This window comes from Allocoleopsis franciscana PCC 7113 (assembly GCF_000317515.1).
In the GTDB taxonomy this organism is placed as follows: Bacteria; Cyanobacteriota; Cyanobacteriia; order Cyanobacteriales; family Coleofasciculaceae; genus Allocoleopsis; species Allocoleopsis franciscana.
The window spans coordinates 1312190-1328190 of record NC_019738.1 but is presented as its reverse complement, the minus strand read 5'-3'; the positions used below and the strand labels follow the sequence as shown (position 1 = coordinate 1328190).

Here is a 16001-nt window from a genome sequence, read left to right as displayed (position 1 = left end):
AATAAAACTCAAAATTGGAGGTCAGAGGTTACGCTGATACTCTTCGAGTAGATCCATTAAGTTAACCTGACAGCTTGTAGGGAGTAGGTCAATTAACGGAACTTGCCGCTTCCCGCCCCCCAACTGAACAGAAATATCTTCTAGAATGCGGAGGACTTCCCTTTCTTCTAGGGTGTTATTGGTGAGTAAGGGATAGACTCGTTCTGCCAAAGTGGTATGCAGATGGGCATCCCTCAAGTAAAGGTGCCACTTGGCAATATCGATGTAAATGTTTTCCCCAATCTCAGCCGCGAGGGCTTCGATGGATTCTGTTGTGTTGGTTTGACGCATAGGAATTAACCAATTCTACGGATGTCGATGCCTGTGTGATCAATACTAAGGGGGCATTGAATGAGGTCGGTTGAACTTTAGGAAGATTTTGTGGGACTATCTTTGGACGGTACGAGGGAATAATTGGCGATCGCAAAGATATAAATTGCATGGGCTAGCAAAATCAATGCCCAAGTTCCAGTCACCCATGCCGCCCAACTCCAGTTGGTATGATACAGGGTTCTAAAAAACCAAATCCCAGAGTTAAAAGCCGCAAAAAGAGCCACATGCACGGCAAAGTTCATCCGGTCATCTAAGCGGCGATAGTCTGGGTCATTGCGATCGGGTTTGCGAGGCCAACGAGGAGGCATAGTATAGCTGTCAGTGGTCAGGGTTTAGTGGTCATTTCTAGCCACTAGCTTAATTCTACGCCTCTAACTGACAACATCCTCCTCAAGGAGGTAATCCCCTGACTTGCCGCCTGTCTTCTGCAATAGGCGAATCGATTCAATCTGGATGGACTTTTCCAAAGCTTTTGCCATGTCATACAGAGTGAGGGCTGCAACGGAAACGGCTGTCAGCGCTTCCATTTCCACACCCGTTTCGGCTTTGGTGGTGACGGACGCCTGAATCTGATATCCGGGTAGTTGGGGATCGGGAGTGAGTTGCACTTCTACTTTATGCAGGGGTAAGGGATGGCACAGGGGAATCAATTGGGCGGTTTGTTTAGCTGCCATAATGCCCGCCAGTCTTGCGGTTCCGAGGACATCCCCTTTAGGAGCATTACCCGCTTCAATCGCTTCAAACGTAGCGGTTTGCATCCTAACTTGGGCGGCGGCGATCGCCTGACGCCGGGTGGCTACCTTGCCGGAAACATCCACCATTTGGGCTTGACCGTGAGAATCTAAATGAGTCAGGGGTTGAGTTGAAAAATTTTCTTGCTGCATTTGAGTTAGGTGTGTTACGATTATTAATCGGTGGGTGACTTAAACAAGTGACTCCATCAAGGGCTTGTAGCTCAGTGGACTAGAGCACGTGGCTACGGACCACGGTGTCGGGGGTTCGAATCCCTCCTAGCCCGTCCCAGAAGGCAGAAGAACAAAAATCTTCTGTCTTTTTTGTTGTCAATTGATTCATTATCAGTCGATTGGCAGACTTGTCTCAAGTGGAAACGCCAGCGTCAGCGGTTGGCTGAAAGTAATTTGGACAAAACTGGCAGCCATAAATTGGGGGTGGGGACTTACCTCGCGTCAGATGGAGCTAGCTATCATAGATCCTATCAGGGAGCTTTTCTTGAACCTGTAGCTTTAGCAGTGCAGTTGGATACAAGATTTATGCCTTTGGTTCTGGAGTACGCTGTTGCGAGTGTCAGCGTCTCAGGAAAGAAGAATCTGTTAGGTTGTCCAAAGATTATAGAGGAACTGATAAATGAGCCTTGGCAGTGACGAAAAAGGCGTCATTTTAATTGTTGACGACAACCCAGATACATTGGATTTGCTGTTCTTTTTTTTGAGTGATTCTGATTTTACCGTCTTAGTGGCGCAGAATGGCAAAATTGCTCTTCAGATTGTCGAAGAATCACATCCCGATCTCATTCTTTTAGATGTGATGATGCCGGGAATTGATGGGTTTGAAATCTGCCGTCGTCTAAAAGCGAATGAGGCAAGCCAAGACATTCCAGTCATTTTTATGACAGCGCTTTCTGATACAGAAGATAAAGTCAAAGGTTTTAATGTCGGGGCAGTAGACTATATCACTAAGCCGATTCAGGAAGAAGTCTTGAAAGCGCGGATTACGACTCACTTAACGATCCGGAACCTAAATTGTAGCCTGGTTGAGCAAAATAAAAGACTGCAAGCGGAGATTAGGGAACGTCAGCAAAAAGAAGAGGAACTGCGACTCTCAAACCAAGCGATCGCCGCAAGTAGTGATGGTATTGTCATCGCTGATGCCAGAAAGCCTGACATGCCCATTACTTACGTCAATCCGGCCTTTGAGCGACTAACGGGCTACCAGGCTGAAGAAGTAGTGGGACGAAACTGTCGTTTTCTGCAAGGAAAAGACACCGATCAACCGGCCCTCAATGAACTCCGCGAGGCAATCCGAGAAGGGAAGGGCTGCAAGGTTATATTATCCAATTATCGTAAAAATGGGACACTGTTCTGGAATGAGTTAAGTGTTTCACCCATCTATGATGCAGAGGGCAACCTCACGCATTTTGTCGGGATTCAATCGGATATTACTGAGCGCAAGGTAGCGCAAGAAGCACTGCACTACCAACAGGAACAAACAGAAAATTTGCTACTCAATATTTTACCGAAACCCATTGCCGAACGATTGAAACTGGAGCCAAGCACGATTGCTGATAGTTTTGAAGAAGTGAGTGTTTTATTTGCTGACCTCGTTGGTTTTACTGAGTTTTCAAACCGACGCTCGGCAAAAGAGTTAGTTGAGGTTTTGAATGTGATTTTCTCAGGGTTTGATAAACTTGCGGAGAAACATGATTTAGAGAAAATTAAAACCATTGGTGATGCCTATATGGTAGTCGCCGGTCTCCCCATGCCCCGACCGGATCATACCAGTGCGATCGCCCAAATGGCTCTTGATATGCAACAATCCCTGACTCAGGTCAATGCTGAAACGGGTGAATCCTTTAAAATGCGAATTGGGATCAATTCGGGTTCAGTTGTCGCGGGCGTGATTGGACTCAAAAAATTCAGTTACGATCTGTGGGGTGATACCGTCAATACTGCGAGTCGGATGGAATCTCTCGGCATTCCTGGTACTATCCAAGTTACGGCACAAACCTATGAACGATTACGAGACCAATTTATTTTTGAAGAGCGAGGTATCATTCCAGTCAAAGGCAAAGGCGAGATGACCACGTATTTGCTCAAAGGCAGAAAATCTTAGCTCCAAAAATAAAAATTATAAAACAAGGTGTCAAATTAAAACATCTATATCAAGGTATATTTTTTTAGGGGTTGCAATTATTATTCTTCTGCTATCGTCATTTTATATCATGAATAGTTACCATGAATAATTTTTGCCCTATAAAGCGATTTGATCACATAGAATTCTATGTGGGAAACGCTAGACAGGCAGCGCTGTTTTATTCCCAGTTTTTGGGTTTTACCATTACAGCATATCGAGGGTTAGAAACCGGTAGCCGGGACGTCGCTTCTTATGTGGTAGAACAAGGAGACATTCGATTTGTTTTAAGCACGGGATTGAGTCCCAATCACCCAATTTGCCAAAGTGCGCTGAAGCACGGCGATGGAGTTGCCATTATCGCATTGGAAGTTCCAGACGCCGTCAGTGCTTATAAAGAGACGACAGCTAGGGGGGCCGTCAGTGCGATCGCGCCGACAGAAGAAGAGGACGGATACGGACTATTTTGCTACGCGGCGATTCAAGGTTTTGGAGATACATTAATCAAATTTGTCGAACGAAGCGATTATCGAGGTATATTTGCTCCTGGTTTTGTACCTAGATATAGTAATAAGCCATCCAGCGATAATCTGTCTTCAGGGATACGCCATAACAACGGAGTCGGACTGCTTAACATTGACCATGTTGTTGGCAACGTTGAGTTAGGAGAAATGGATCGATGGGTGCAATTTTTTGCGGAGACGATGGATTTCAATCTCTTGAAACATTTTGACGATCAGACCATTTCGACTGAGTACTCGGCTTTGATATCCATCGTGATGCAAGATCAGACTGGCAAAATCAAAATACCTATTAACGAACCCGCTAAAAGCAAACGGAAATCGCAAATTGAAGAATACCTAGAATATAACCAAGGCCCAGGAGTGCAGCACATTGCTTGCAGAACTAATAACATTATCGAAACCGTTTCTCAGATGCAGACGGCGGGAATCGAATTTATTCGCATACCGAGAAGTTATTACGACGACTTGGAAGCACGGCTAGGAAAAATTGATGAGCCAATTCATAAGTTAGCTGAACTGGGAATCTTGGTGGATCGGGATGAAGACGGATATCTCCTACAAATTTTTACCCAACCCGTTCAAGACCGACCGACTCTATTTTTTGAGATAATTGAACGTCATGGCTCGGAAGGCTTTGGTGAGGGGAACTTCAAATCTTTGTTTGAAGCTATTGAGCGGGAACAAGCCGTGCGGGGAAATCTTTGAATCCTTGACTTAGGAAAATTGTAATGATTTTTTTCTGTAAGATGAGAATTAGAACACAGAATTTCTGCTTCTAACTCCTTCTTCCTCCTGACTTCGGGTTCTACCCAAGTTTCGGAATTCATTGAGAATCGCTATAATGTCACCCTATATTAATAGCTTATTGAGCGATCGATGAATTCGTCTAAAAAGTTGCGTAAACCTAATCGTCCTAATTTCTTTCATCATCTCGATCCTCTGACTATTCTCGTTTTTCTTAGCCTTGGAGGCTTAACTATCGGCTTAGTTGCAGCCGTTACCTGGCATCTCGTCTACCGCAACCAAGTACATCACCTCACTCTCGTGGCTGGTAACAGGGATGGAGAAAGCTATATTCTCAGTCAAGCCATTGAGAAGGTCGTTGAAGCGAATAATCCCAAGATTACAATTGATGTAAAGGAAACAGGGGGAACCACAGAAAACATCAAGCTCTTAGAAGCGGGAAAAGCTCAGCTTGCGACGGCTCAAGCTGATGTTCCCGCAGGGTCTTCAGCACGCGCTGTAGCTGTTCTATACCGGGATATTTTTCAGCTAGTTGTCAAGCAAAAGCCTGAAATTAACCACTTTAGTGACCTTAAGGGTAAGCGTATTGGCCTGCCTCAAACTGGTGGACAATTTCGCTCATTTATACATGTAGCGAAGCATTACGGTCTCAAGGAAGAAGATTTCCAATTTATTGGTGCGAATGACGAGGACGCTGATCAGGCATTTCGTCAAAATCGAGTAGATGCCGTGTTTCGCGTCCGTGCTCTGGGTAATACTTCTATCCTTGAACTCGTACAAAAACATCAAGGACGATTGCTGTCTATTGAACAAGCAGCGGCAATGAGAATTAAGTATCCCGCCTTTGAACCCACAATTATTCCTCAAGGAGCCTACAAAGGCAGTCTCCCCTCTGTACCTGTAAATGCCTTACCGACTGTAGCTGTGCAGAGAGTGCTGTTAGCCAACGAGAAAGTAGATAAGAGCATCATTCAAGAAATCACCGCCATTCTAGATGAGCATCGTCAAGAAATCGCTGATGCTATCCCTAAGGAATTTGATGAGGTTAAACCCTTAGTGGCTGGTATTAGTTCCCCTAGCACTACAGGTGGCACAGGCATACCCACACATCTAGGCGCAATCGCGTTCTACGAGCGTGACAAACCCTCCTTTATCCAAGAAAATGCTGACTATGTAGGACTGATTCTGACTATTGCCTTGCTATTAGGGTCTTGGATTTGGCAGCTAAAATCATGGATTGAGCAGGGAAAAAAAGATGCTGCCGACCTGTACATCAAATCAGCGATCGAGCTAATGAAGGATGATGACAGAAACCCTGAAATGAGGCTCAAATAACTCTATAAAATTTTCAGACAAACGGCTAACGATTTAGTTGAAGAAAAAATTGCCCAAGAATCATTCCGAACGTTTAACGAAGCTTATCAAACAGCCAGAGAATCAATTGAACGTGAAATCCAACTCGCCCAGGAAGACAGTGAGAAGCAGCTAAAAATCGCCGAACAGCAGCAGAGAGAAATATCAGCACACTATGTTAAGTCAGTGGTTGAACTATTGCAAGATCAGCAGCGAGATAAGAATTTAATTCAAGATGATTTAGACCGAATTATCGAAACAGCGACAGCTAACCTAATTCAAGATAAAATTTCTCAGGAATCCTTCCGAACATTTCTTGAAGCCTACAAAACTACTAGAGATTCCATTGAACGTAAGAAGATTTCCTGAGCTGATCATCTCTTTTCCATTTGCGTCGGAATGATTAAAAAAATATTGGTTTCTCAGCGTTCTCCTCTGGACTCTGAAGAGTTCAAACTTCGTCAGTAGAGATGCTTCAGGATATTGTCCCTCTCATTGAGCAACTCAGCGAAGAAGAGAAAATCCTTTCCATTCGAGTTACTGCGCTACCTCAAACGACTCAGTCGCCTCTCAACAAGGAGCCAGATAAGCAGTTATTCTAATTGAAACCTTCGTTAGCGATCGCCCCTCCATAGGAGTGCCGCAGTTGTTCACGTCCTTCACTCCCAAGGTTTCATGAACGCATCAACAATCACGCCTACATCTACTTGGAGTCCCCTTCGTCAGCCTGTTTTTCGTGCCCTTTGGATGGCATCTGCGGTGTCCAGCATTGGCACTTGGATGCATGATGTGGGGGCTGCATGGCTGATGACTTCTCTCTCGCCTTCACCTTTTTTAGTGGCACTGATGCAGGCGGCATCAAGCTTGCCGTTTTTTCTACTGGCGTTACCCGCCGGTGCGATCGCAGATGTGGTAGATCGGCGCAAGATGCTGTTGTTTACCCAAGGTTGGATGCTGGTTGTAGCCGCATTGCTTGGAGTATTAACGGTTACAGGTATCACTACCCCCTGGATATTGCTAGTACTCACCTTTGCCCTCAGTGTCGGCAGTGCGATGAATATGCCCGTCTGGCAAGCGATTGTCCCGGAATTGGTGGCGAAAGAGGAACTTTCCTCCGCCGTCACCTTAAGTGGGATTGTGATTAACTTATCACGTTCCATTGGCCCGGCTGTGGCGGGGATAGTGATTGCGGCGACAAGCACGGGTGTTGTTTTTCTGTTAAATGCGGCTTCATTTGTGGCGGTAATGCTGGTGCTTTATCGTTGGCAAAGAACAACCCAAACCAGTGCCTTACCCGCCGAACGGTTTGTGGGAGCTATCCAAGCCGGGATTCGTTATGCGCGTTTCGCTCCCCTGCTTCAGACGGTGTACATTCGTACAGCCGCTTACATTCTGTTTGCCAGTGCATTGTTTGCCTTATTACCCCTGTTAGGACGCAGAGAATTAGGTCTGGATGCCTTAGGGTATGGTATAATACTAGGCTTCTGGGGGATTGGTGGGTTAACGGGAGCGTTTATTATCCCCAAGGTGCGGCAAAAGACTTCGATTGACCATTTGGTTGCCGGGGCATCGCTGCTGATGGGTGCGATGATGCTGGTGTTAGCCTCTGTCCGCAACGTCTACCTGATCTGTGGGGTAATGTTTGTGGTGGGGATTGCATCCCTATCTGTGATGGTGAGTTTGAGTGTGTCGGCTCAAACCGCTGTTCCCACTTGGGTACGTGCCAGAGCAATCGCCACTCAGATGTTGGTGTTCCAGGGATGCATGGCACTGGGGAGTTTATTATGGGGTGCGATCGCACAACGGACTGGAATCTCCACTGCCCTCACTGCCGCTGCTATAGGATTGATGGTGTGTGTGGGACTGACGACTCGCTATCGTCTGCGGTGTGTGGAGAAATTCGACTTATCTGCCTCGCTACACTGGAATCAGCCGATTCAGGCTTTTGAGCCTTGCCCGAATGATGGGCCGGTCATGGTTACACTGGAGTATCGCATTGATGCCGATAATGCTGAGGAATTTACCAAGGCGATGCAGGCACTGAGTTTAATTCGTCGTCGAGATGGGGCGATTCAATGGGGATTGTACCAAGATTTATCTGACCCCGGTCGGTTTGTGGAGACGATGGTTGTGGAATCTTGGGCGGAACACAAGCGGCAATTTGAGCGAGTGACGAATTCGGATCGGGTAATTGAAGATCGTGCACGTGCGTTTCATGTTGGGGATACGCCGCCCAAGGTTTCGCAGATGATTTATGCGGATTATGTGGAGGGAAGGGGGATGCGGCAACCTTGTTGAAGTTGACAGTGGCAATCAGCGATTTCAGATTTAACTTGCTCTAGTTGGGACGGGCAAGATGCCCATCCCACAAGAGTTTTAACAGATGATTAGATAAATAGCGTCGGCGACACCTTGAAATAATCGCCAAGCGCCTTAGCTTGTGCCTTACTAATCGATCGCTTACCATTCACAACTTCGGACACCACACCGCTCGATCCAATAACACCCACCAAGTCAGCTTGACGAGTGCCACTGGCTTCCAAGATGTGTTGGAGAATCTCATGAGGTGCAGATTGATCCATCGGATAGTTCTGTGCCTCATACGATTCAATTAGCATCACTAGCAATTTGTGTAACGTCCGCTCCTCTGGAGTACGATTTTTCTTAAAAGTTAGCCGCTCTGCCACTGCCAAGGCGCGATCATACTCCTCCTCTGTCTCAATCACTTTCGGAGCGACTTCAGCGAGTAGATTGCCATAAGCATCTTGGTCAAAAGTAAGGGTCATTTTTCCACTTGCCTTTGTCGTATTCGGCATGAGTTAAGAAGTATTTGTAGTAAACCGTTTGGCTTTCGTAGTCGATACCGACAATCAGGCGATAGTCATTGCCTTTGATATTGAAGACGGTGAAGTTTCCAACGGCTTCAGCATCTCGGTAAATCTTACGAACGTCCTCCAAGTTCTGCCATTCTGCTTTGTTGACGGTTGCGTACCATGCCTCGATTTGCTTTGTGACATCCGGGTACTGGGCAGCATCAGCTCGGAGGTGGCGAATCGCAATTAAGTGCATTTGTCTTTACTTTCATATGCAATAAATATATAAATTGTTCTTTGATGCTCTCATTTTGAGAGGAAGTTGTCAAGATGTATTGGCTCTGCCTGGGATTGGTTTAAGTTCAATCTGTGGGGATATAGTCTAAAGAAAGGTAGCGATCGCCGCTAACCCTAAGCGCGAGGCACACTATGACTACTGCTGCTCAAACCCTGAGCTTAGAGGAGTTCCTCAAACTCCCAGAAACCAAACCAGCATCAGAATTTATCAATGGGGAAATCATTCAGAAGCCAATGCCTCAAGGTAAACACAGTCTAATTCAGTTTGAATTGTGCGAGGCAATCAATAAAGTTGGTAAACCCCAAAAAATTGCTTTAGCATTCCCAGAACTACGCTGCACTTTTGGGGGTGATTCAACCGTCCCCGATATTGCCGTGTTTCGGTGGGAACGAATCCCCTTAGATTCATCCGGTCAAATTGCGAACCGCTTTGAAACACATCCCGATTGGGCAATAGAAATTCTTTCTCCAGATCAAAGACAAACCAAAGTCCTTGGCAAGCTGCTTCATTGTTCGCGTCACGGCACTGAGCTAGGATGGTTAATCGATCCAGAAGAAGTCAGCATCCTCGTCATCTTTCCCAATCAGCGAGTGGAATTGTTAACAGGAGCTACACCATTGCCAATTCTAAATAAAATTGAGTTAGAACTTACTGCGGAGCAGGTTTTTGGCTGGTTGACGTTGGGTTGAAGTGCGCTCTGCTGAAAGGAGCAGCGCTGACGCTCGTTCCTCGCTATAGCTTCGCTTCACGCTATCCTCGTCAACACTGAAAATATTATGTATCAAGTATGATTAGAGAAATCAAAATAGAGAACTACAAATCAATTCAGCAACTTAAGCTGAGATTGGGACGGGTAACAGTATTTATTGGTGAGAATGGTTGTGGAAAAAGCAATATATTAGAAGCGACCGCTTTAGCTTCAGCAGCAGCTAATGACAAGCTAGATAATGAATTTTTGGCTTCACGAGGAATTAGAGTTACAGAACCTCAGTTTATGCGTTCTGCTTTTGAGCATAGCAATATAACACAAGAGATAAAAATATCGTTGGAAGCTAACTCTCAGACAAGTCTCAATTTCTCATTACAGAATGATAATCAACCCTATTCCAATTGGTTTGAAAAAAATTATATCCATTTCAAGCATTTAATTGGAAAAAAAACGCAAGAATATATTCAAAAATATCTGGAAGAATATATAAACGAGAATACTCAAAAAGAACAGCTTAATCTATATTTAAAAAAATTTCTGATATATTCCCCTGAAAACCTTTCATTACGCACCTTTGAAAAAGAAGGACAAATCCAACCGTTAGGCATTAAAGGAGAAGGTTTATTTAAACTTTTGAAAATTTTAAGCCTAGATAAAAATCAAGATAGAATTTATGAAATCAAAGAAAAGCTTAAGCTTATAGATTGGTTTCAAGATTTCGAGATGCCTCGTGGTTTAGCCGAAATAGAAAAAAATGTCCAAATAAAAGATAAGTATTTAGATTCAGATATACCTTACTTTGACCAAAGAAGTTCTAATGAAGGTTTTCTATTTTTAATGTTCTACTTCGCTCTTTTTATCAGCGATGATACACCTAAGTTTTTTGCTATTGATAACATTGATGCTTCCCTCAATCCAAAGCTATGTAGTCAGTTAATTAAGGAGTTAGTAAAAATGGCAGAAAAGTACGATAAACAAGCTATATTTACAACCCACAATCCAGCAGTTCTGGATGGATTAAATTTAGATGATGATGAGCAAAGACTTTTTGTGATTTACCGAAATAAACTAGGACATACTAAAGCTAAACGGATTTTGAAACCTGAACCTTTGGAAGGGCAAAAACCTATAAAATTATCAGAAGCTTTTATGAAAGGCTATATTGGGGGGCTTCCAAAAGGTTTCTAGTATGAAGAATACTTTTGCAGGCATCGCTGAAGGGCTAACTGACCAAATTGTTATTGAGAATATTTTAGCTGGGTATTTTAATCCTGATATAGATATCAATTGGCTTCAACCATTAAGGGATGCCACTGATGCTAATAGGTCTAGTAATTTTGGTGGTTGGAGTCAAGTTTTTGAGTATTGCCAATCAACGGATTTTAAAGAGGCATTTCAATTCAATGAGTATATTATTATTCACATAGATACTGACGTTTCAGAAGAGCATTATAATGTACCTCATCGAGATGAAAATGGAGAATTTACTCCTGAACAGTTGATTAAGAAGGTGGTCGAAAAATTCAAAGGCTTGATTGGTGAGAATTTTTACACTAGGTATGAAGATAAAATCATCTTTGCCATAGCTGTACATTCTATGGAGTGTTGGCTACTTCCGCTCTATTACACGGATAACAAAAAGTCAAAATTTAAAAGTTGTTTGTCTACCTTAAACCAAGCCCTTCAAAGAAAGGAAGGTTTTACGATTGATACTAATAATAAGAATCCTGAATATTATCGAAGTATTTCAATGAAATATTGTAAGCGAAGAAATTTATTGGAGTTGTACAAAGAAAACCCCAGCTTTAAAACCTTTATAGAAGAAATTCAGAGTAGAAACATTGTTACCCACATTCCGCCCTTTGACTGTCACAAGCGGATAATTGTGTGGAACTGAAGGCTAACACAGGCCAGTTCAATCGAGTGAAACGTTCTAGAGATGAGAGATGCTAACTTTTTTCGGGTGCTTGTTCTCAAAAAGCAGCAAGTAGCAATAAAAGTCAAGTAACTGGCAACATAAAGTGAACTGTTTCCTATCAGGAAAAGCCTGATGCGTTAACTAAAAGCTCGTCTACGCATCACTTTGCTGAAATAATTGTTGAAGTATTTCAATGACTTGAAGAACTCAGCACAATAGATAGTAGTCCCGGCAAGCTTGAGAGAAAAAGCGCAAAATCTTTAAGCGTTCATCGGTAAGATTGGCAATTTGCTCAACCCCATCAATCACTAACAAATGCACCGCTTGGAAACACTGAAATATCCAGCGGAGGGTGGGACGCTGAGTCGGCTTTTTTAATTGATTAGGGAGGCTTTCATCAGCTTGAACTAAGGCTTGACGTAAAGCTGCCTGTCCCAAGTTGTAGACCAACAGACACAATCCCATAACCATCCCTACAGCAGCAATGCGACCTGGGTCTTTCAGGAAAACACTATCAGCAAAAAACAGAGGGTCTTTGAGAAAGCTAAAGCCCCGTTCCGTACTCTGCTGCTCTTTGTACTCACTCAGGACTGCATCATTATTCAATTGTTCCTTGTCTAGGACATTGGTGGCGAGAATGAATCGTCCCGCTTGCTGTCTTTGTTGTTCTAGGACAGTTTCATTGACTACCAATGTGGCTTGAATGTGATAGGTTTTGTGAGTGGGTCGAGTTTGCTTTGCTGGTCTTCCCGGTTGGGAGTAATGGTCTTGCTCAATGATTTCTACTGCTTCTAGGGTGTGATATTTCAACTGCTTCATCCGCTTGAGGTTGTCGGCAGTGTACAAAGCACTATCTGCTATGTGTATTCCCTCAAAAGTCCACTGTTTCTGAAACTCCTCAAACAGATGGGCAAACTTTGTCTTGTCGTCTTGATTGCCATCTGCCATCTCTAAAAATAACGGTATACCACCCTCTCCACCACATATCAGATTCATCACGAATTGTTTGAGGTCACTTCTATGGTCACGAGAATATCCATACGTTAGGTGAATCGCTTTCGGCGCTACCTCAATTTCTACTCTTGTGCCATCTTCTGTCTTTTGAGTGACTACCACTTCGTCATTGGCTGTTTCATACTCGCCATGCAGATGAAATGAGGTCGAGTCTAAGTGCGCTGTCTCAATACTCACTCCAAACTTGGCGATAGCTTTCATGGCAATGCTGACGAAGCAACGGGTTAGTCCTGCCAGGAACAGTTCATCAAGCACTCGTCCCAGGCGGTCATCATTGAGATGTTCTGGCTTGACTCCGGTTCCAATCAGGTGTTCTGTAGCTTTCCCTTCAAAAAATCGACTAAATAAGTACAGTGGGGCTGACACAAAGCCCAGTCCGTTGAGAATCATTGCTTTGACCACAAGACCTGCACTGACTTTTTCTCGGCTGTCTTGCCCCAACCGCAGGTCTATTTGTTCCACCAGCCCGATTTCGTCAATAATACCTGCCACCAGACCCAAGTGGTCGAGGTTCATTACCTGCATTTCTGCTGCTTTCACACCCCCTCCCCAAGACTTAGCCCTTCCACTCCCGTTCAATTATCCTGTTTCGGCCAAAAAGCTGGCTAGGCTATCTTTAACTCCACTTACGTTGCGTTTGCCTCGATTGCCTCCACTAAATTATCTACTTGTGACAGTCAAAGGGCGGAATGTGGGATCGAATAAGCGATCGCCCTTTTTGAAGACACTACCCAGATTTTGACAATGAAACACTCCGACTGGCTTCGCCTTCAAACAGAGGGCGACAGAATCTGTGCAACCATGCGCCAACAGGGATACAAATGCCAAAAACAGACCCGACGTTTATCCTGGAAACTATGCCGAGAGGGTCAGGACGATTACATTCTCACATTCGCACCAGCACCCATCAGCGATTGGACATTGATACCCAACAATACCAGCCCAGAACGGCAACAGCTTTGGCAACTGATTGAGCGCACCTTAACCAACATCAGGGGAGAAGTCCTAAAAACTCCCCAAGAACGTAATTCACAAATTGAAGATTACTCCCGTCCTTGGGCAATTATCCGACACCTACCCAATGCTCGACGGTATACAGTAGCCCGGTTTTTCAATCGTCAAGACGCAGAAGATCATCGACGCTTTCTCAACCGCTTCATCCCTACTGTTAAATTTGAAGTTCTCTTTGATGTTCCCAGCGAACAACTGCAACAAGCAACTTACCAACAAGAAGATTAAGCCTTTTGCCCAAAAGCTAGACCCCTCCCCAGCCCTCCCCTTACTAAGGGGAGGGAGCAAGAATCAAAGCCTCTCTCCTTGTAGGAGACCGGAGCTTTAGTGAGGAGTTTGGAGAGAGGTCAGACTGTATCTCATCCCATCGAGAAGGGCTATATTAAACACAGAATTAAACAACTATGACAACCTTATTTCGTCGCATCAACCCCGCCCAAAAATTCCGCATCACCAAACATCAAATTGCCAAATTATTGAAAATCCCATCTTCACTAATCGTAAAAATCGAATCCTGGCTCTATGTCGTATTTGTCCACCGCCTCGACAAAGGAGGACAATTTATCAGCTATCGCCAGATTGAACAGTGGAAAAATGCCGTTGCCTGTCAACTCCAAAAATGCTTGACTCAAGAACAGCTACAACAGGTATGGAATGCCGTTGAATTTGACCACGGCAAACATCAACAACAATACGCCGATTCTATTCTCCCATTCCTGACAAGAATTAGGGCAAAATGTCAAGATGCTATTTCTACAAAATCACCAATAGATACAATACCCATTGATCAAACCAAAAAACGCGATCGCCTAAGACACCCGCAAAACTGAACACCAATGATGTAGCTGCATTCAGGAACGTCTATACTTCCAGTGTTAAGATAACAATCATCTCAATTGCAGATTTCAAGAGTAGAGAGTTCTTGTGGGATGGGCATCCTGCCTGTCCGAGTCATGCAAGTTACAGGCACAACAGCTTATCCTTTTAACTTTTCGCTGGAGTAGCTCCAAGATGCTACAAGTAGGACAGGTACTGCGCGATCGCTATCAACTCAAACAGCAATTAGGACAGAATGCCGGTCGTCAGACTTGGTTAGCCGGCGATTTAGCGCAACAACCCCCTGAGCCAGTCATTGTCAAGCTCCTGGCATTTGGTGACCAGGTACAGTGGGATAACCTCAAACTGTTTGAGCGAGAAGCCCATGTTTTAAAGCAACTTAACCATCCTCAAATTCCCAAGTACCGCGATTATTTTTCGATCGATGACCGCATTCTTTGGTTTGGGTTAGTCCAAAATTATATTCCCGGTTCTTCCCTCAAAGAATTGTTGACTCAGGGGCGAAAATTTTCTGAGCAAGAGGTGCGTAAAATTGCCACGGATGTATTGCAAATTTTGATTTATCTGCACCAACTTAGTCCCGCTGTCCTTCACCGCGACATCAAACCCAGCAACTTAATTTTGGGAGAGGATGAAAAGATTTATTTGGTGGATTTTGGAGCCGTACAAGACCGAGCCGCCGTTGAGGGAGCGACATTTACAGTCGTTGGCACTTATGGCTATGCCCCAATGGAACAGTTCGGAGGTCGATCTGTTCCTGCCTCTGATCTTTATGCCTTGGGAGCAACCTTAATTCATCTCCTCACAGGAACTCCGCCTGCCGATCTCCCACAGCGAAATATGCGGATTCAGTTTAGCGATAAAGTAAGCCTCAAACTTGATTTTGTGCGCTGGATTGAAGGGCTAACAGAACCCGATGTTGAGCAACGATTTACTACAGCTCACCAAGCCTTAGAAGCTCTCAACAGTCGCCGTATTCCTAATTCTTTTCTCCCCGTCCACCAACCCTACGGGAGCCGCATCTCATGTAAAAAATCTCCCTCTCAGCTTGATCTAAAAATTCCAGGGCGAGGAATTAAAGCGTCAGACACTTTCTTACTATTTTGGGTACTCGTGTGGTACGGTGGAACTTTCCCGATAGGATTGTTGAGTTTCAATCCAATTGTATTGCTATTTTGGATAGCTGGTTTATTACCACTGGGTATGGTGTTATTGCCAGCTTTCGGGGAAGTTGACATCCGCCTCTACCGTGATTCCTTTGTAATGAAGTGGAAATTATTGGGTATATGCTATCGACAAATCCAGGGAAAAACGTCAGCCATTCATCGTGTTCGCAAAAGTGATGAATCAATAACCATTAATGGTAATCCCCTGGCAACAGTTGTGCTTCAAGCAGGTGTGCAAGAATACAAGTTTGGTGCCATTGCTCCACCTCTAGCGGAATTAGAACGCGATTGGCTGGTTCAAGAAATTAAAGATTGGTTGAAAATTAAATAGGTTGACAACTTAATGAATTGCTATGAGGTTAGCTAAAGCTGTC

At 44.3% G+C, this 16001-nt stretch carries 18 protein-coding genes and 1 tRNA gene; 13 read left to right on the top strand and 6 right to left on the bottom strand.

The genetic code is table 11. The features are described 5' to 3' along the window. Nucleotides 1–21 precede the first annotated feature (21 nt). The 3 genes from MIC7113_RS05605 to moaC form a co-directional block, all read right to left on the bottom strand. Complete coding sequence (locus MIC7113_RS05605; RefSeq protein WP_015181208.1) at nt 22–330, bottom strand: DUF3181 family protein; 309 nt, start codon at nt 328–330, stop codon at nt 22–24. Between the two features lie 77 nt (nt 331–407). Further along, a complete protein-coding gene (locus MIC7113_RS05600) occupies nt 408–680 on the bottom strand; it encodes a 2TM domain-containing protein (protein WP_015181207.1) in 273 nt (90 codons plus the stop codon). Nucleotides 681–743: 63 nt separating this feature from the next. Then, the gene (gene moaC / locus MIC7113_RS05595; protein WP_015181206.1) at nt 744–1256 is read right to left on the bottom strand and encodes a cyclic pyranopterin monophosphate synthase MoaC; all 513 of its coding nucleotides are present in this window, start codon (nt 1254–1256) and stop codon (nt 744–746) included. Between the two features lie 60 nt (nt 1257–1316). Here moaC and MIC7113_RS05590 point away from each other — a divergent pair. The 7 genes from MIC7113_RS05590 (at nt 1317) to MIC7113_RS05565 (ending at nt 8159) form a co-directional block, all read left to right on the top strand. Then, a tRNA-Arg gene (locus MIC7113_RS05590) sits at nt 1317–1390 on the top strand. A gap of 347 nt (nt 1391–1737) precedes the next feature. Then, nucleotides 1738–3222: an adenylate/guanylate cyclase domain-containing protein gene (locus MIC7113_RS05580; RefSeq protein WP_015181205.1), complete on the top strand. Its 1485-nt coding sequence runs from the start codon at nt 1738–1740 to the stop codon at nt 3220–3222. A gap of 122 nt (nt 3223–3344) precedes the next feature. Continuing rightward, nucleotides 3345–4469, top strand: a complete 1125-nt coding sequence (hppD, locus tag MIC7113_RS05575) for a 4-hydroxyphenylpyruvate dioxygenase (RefSeq protein ID WP_015181204.1) — start codon at nt 3345–3347, stop codon at nt 4467–4469. A 171-nt stretch (nt 4470–4640) separates the two neighbouring features. Next, nucleotides 4641–5843 (top strand): TAXI family TRAP transporter solute-binding subunit, encoded by a 1203-nt coding sequence (locus MIC7113_RS05570; protein WP_015181203.1) that lies wholly within the window; start codon nt 4641–4643, stop codon nt 5841–5843. A gap of 204 nt (nt 5844–6047) precedes the next feature. Beyond that, nucleotides 6048–6230, top strand: coding sequence for a hypothetical protein (locus tag MIC7113_RS37470; RefSeq protein WP_015181202.1), 183 nt, complete (start codon nt 6048–6050; stop codon nt 6228–6230). Nucleotides 6231–6331: 101 nt separating this feature from the next. Beyond that, nucleotides 6332–6463, top strand: a complete 132-nt coding sequence (locus tag MIC7113_RS38555; RefSeq protein ID WP_015181201.1) for a hypothetical protein — start codon at nt 6332–6334, stop codon at nt 6461–6463. A gap of 73 nt (nt 6464–6536) precedes the next feature. Then, a complete protein-coding gene (locus MIC7113_RS05565) occupies nt 6537–8159 on the top strand; it encodes an MFS transporter (RefSeq protein WP_015181200.1) in 1623 nt (540 codons plus the stop codon). An 89-nt stretch (nt 8160–8248) separates the two neighbouring features. On the opposite strand, the gene MIC7113_RS05560 is transcribed toward MIC7113_RS05565, so the two are convergent. Together MIC7113_RS05560 and MIC7113_RS05555 are read right to left on the bottom strand one after the other, a co-directional pair. Next, nucleotides 8249–8647 (bottom strand): helix-turn-helix domain-containing protein, encoded by a 399-nt coding sequence (locus MIC7113_RS05560; RefSeq protein ID WP_015181199.1) that lies wholly within the window; start codon nt 8645–8647, stop codon nt 8249–8251. Then, on the bottom strand, nt 8631–8930 hold the full coding sequence (locus MIC7113_RS05555; RefSeq protein WP_015181198.1) for a type II toxin-antitoxin system HigB family toxin: 300 nt from the start codon (nt 8928–8930) through the stop codon (nt 8631–8633). The genes MIC7113_RS05560 and MIC7113_RS05555 overlap by 17 nt, the downstream gene beginning before the upstream one ends. A 173-nt stretch (nt 8931–9103) precedes the next feature. Between MIC7113_RS05555 and MIC7113_RS05550 the strand changes: the two genes are divergently transcribed. The 3 genes from MIC7113_RS05550 to MIC7113_RS05540 all read left to right on the top strand — a co-directional run bounded on the left by MIC7113_RS05550 (nt 9104) and on the right by MIC7113_RS05540 (nt 11578). Beyond that, the gene (locus MIC7113_RS05550; RefSeq protein WP_015181197.1) at nt 9104–9661 is read left to right on the top strand and encodes a Uma2 family endonuclease; all 558 of its coding nucleotides are present in this window, start codon (nt 9104–9106) and stop codon (nt 9659–9661) included. 98 nt (nt 9662–9759) lie between these two features. Continuing rightward, on the top strand, nt 9760–10869 hold the full coding sequence (locus MIC7113_RS05545) for an AAA family ATPase (RefSeq protein ID WP_015181196.1): 1110 nt from the start codon (nt 9760–9762) through the stop codon (nt 10867–10869). A 1-nt stretch (nt 10870) separates the two neighbouring features. After that, a complete protein-coding gene (locus tag MIC7113_RS05540; RefSeq protein WP_015181195.1) occupies nt 10871–11578 on the top strand; it encodes a hypothetical protein in 708 nt (235 codons plus the stop codon). A gap of 228 nt (nt 11579–11806) precedes the next feature. Here the strand turns inward: MIC7113_RS05540 and MIC7113_RS05535 are convergent, their stop codons facing one another. After that, complete coding sequence (locus MIC7113_RS05535) at nt 11807–13138, bottom strand: IS1634 family transposase (protein ID WP_015181194.1); 1332 nt, start codon at nt 13136–13138, stop codon at nt 11807–11809. A 219-nt stretch (nt 13139–13357) separates the two neighbouring features. On the opposite strand from MIC7113_RS05535, the gene MIC7113_RS05530 reads away from it, so the two are divergent. The 3 genes from MIC7113_RS05530 (at nt 13358) to MIC7113_RS05520 (ending at nt 15958) form a co-directional block, all read left to right on the top strand. Then, nucleotides 13358–13852, top strand: coding sequence for a hypothetical protein (locus MIC7113_RS05530; protein ID WP_015181193.1), 495 nt, complete (start codon nt 13358–13360; stop codon nt 13850–13852). A gap of 176 nt (nt 13853–14028) precedes the next feature. Further along, a complete protein-coding gene (locus tag MIC7113_RS05525; protein ID WP_015181192.1) occupies nt 14029–14454 on the top strand; it encodes a hypothetical protein in 426 nt (141 codons plus the stop codon). A 181-nt stretch (nt 14455–14635) separates the two neighbouring features. Continuing rightward, nucleotides 14636–15958, top strand: coding sequence for a serine/threonine protein kinase (locus MIC7113_RS05520; RefSeq protein ID WP_015181191.1), 1323 nt, complete (start codon nt 14636–14638; stop codon nt 15956–15958). Nucleotides 15959–16001: the final 43 nt, after the last annotated feature.

Coding starts and splice junctions, on each gene's coding strand:
- MIC7113_RS05525 (WP_015181192.1), top strand. CDS start 14,029: ATGACAACCTTATTTCGTCGCATCAACCCCGCCCAAAAATTCCGCATC.
- MIC7113_RS05535 (WP_015181194.1), bottom strand. CDS start 13,138: ATGCAGGTAATGAACCTCGACCACTTGGGTCTGGTGGCAGGTATTATT.
- hppD (WP_015181204.1), top strand. CDS start 3,345: ATGAATAATTTTTGCCCTATAAAGCGATTTGATCACATAGAATTCTAT.
- MIC7113_RS05555 (WP_015181198.1), bottom strand. CDS start 8,930: ATGCACTTAATTGCGATTCGCCACCTCCGAGCTGATGCTGCCCAGTAC.
- MIC7113_RS05600 (WP_015181207.1), bottom strand. CDS start 680: ATGCCTCCTCGTTGGCCTCGCAAACCCGATCGCAATGACCCAGACTAT.
- MIC7113_RS38555 (WP_015181201.1), top strand. CDS start 6,332: ATGCTTCAGGATATTGTCCCTCTCATTGAGCAACTCAGCGAAGAAGAG.
- MIC7113_RS05560 (WP_015181199.1), bottom strand. CDS start 8,647: ATGACCCTTACTTTTGACCAAGATGCTTATGGCAATCTACTCGCTGAA.
- MIC7113_RS05545 (WP_015181196.1), top strand. CDS start 9,760: ATGATTAGAGAAATCAAAATAGAGAACTACAAATCAATTCAGCAACTT.
- MIC7113_RS05530 (WP_015181193.1), top strand. CDS start 13,358: ATGAAACACTCCGACTGGCTTCGCCTTCAAACAGAGGGCGACAGAATC.
- moaC (WP_015181206.1), bottom strand. CDS start 1,256: ATGCAGCAAGAAAATTTTTCAACTCAACCCCTGACTCATTTAGATTCT.
- MIC7113_RS05520 (WP_015181191.1), top strand. CDS start 14,636: ATGCTACAAGTAGGACAGGTACTGCGCGATCGCTATCAACTCAAACAG.
- MIC7113_RS05605 (WP_015181208.1), bottom strand. CDS start 330: ATGCGTCAAACCAACACAACAGAATCCATCGAAGCCCTCGCGGCTGAG.
- MIC7113_RS05565 (WP_015181200.1), top strand. CDS start 6,537: ATGAACGCATCAACAATCACGCCTACATCTACTTGGAGTCCCCTTCGT.
- MIC7113_RS05540 (WP_015181195.1), top strand. CDS start 10,871: ATGAAGAATACTTTTGCAGGCATCGCTGAAGGGCTAACTGACCAAATT.
- MIC7113_RS05580 (WP_015181205.1), top strand. CDS start 1,738: ATGAGCCTTGGCAGTGACGAAAAAGGCGTCATTTTAATTGTTGACGAC.
- MIC7113_RS05550 (WP_015181197.1), top strand. CDS start 9,104: ATGACTACTGCTGCTCAAACCCTGAGCTTAGAGGAGTTCCTCAAACTC.
- MIC7113_RS05570 (WP_015181203.1), top strand. CDS start 4,641: ATGAATTCGTCTAAAAAGTTGCGTAAACCTAATCGTCCTAATTTCTTT.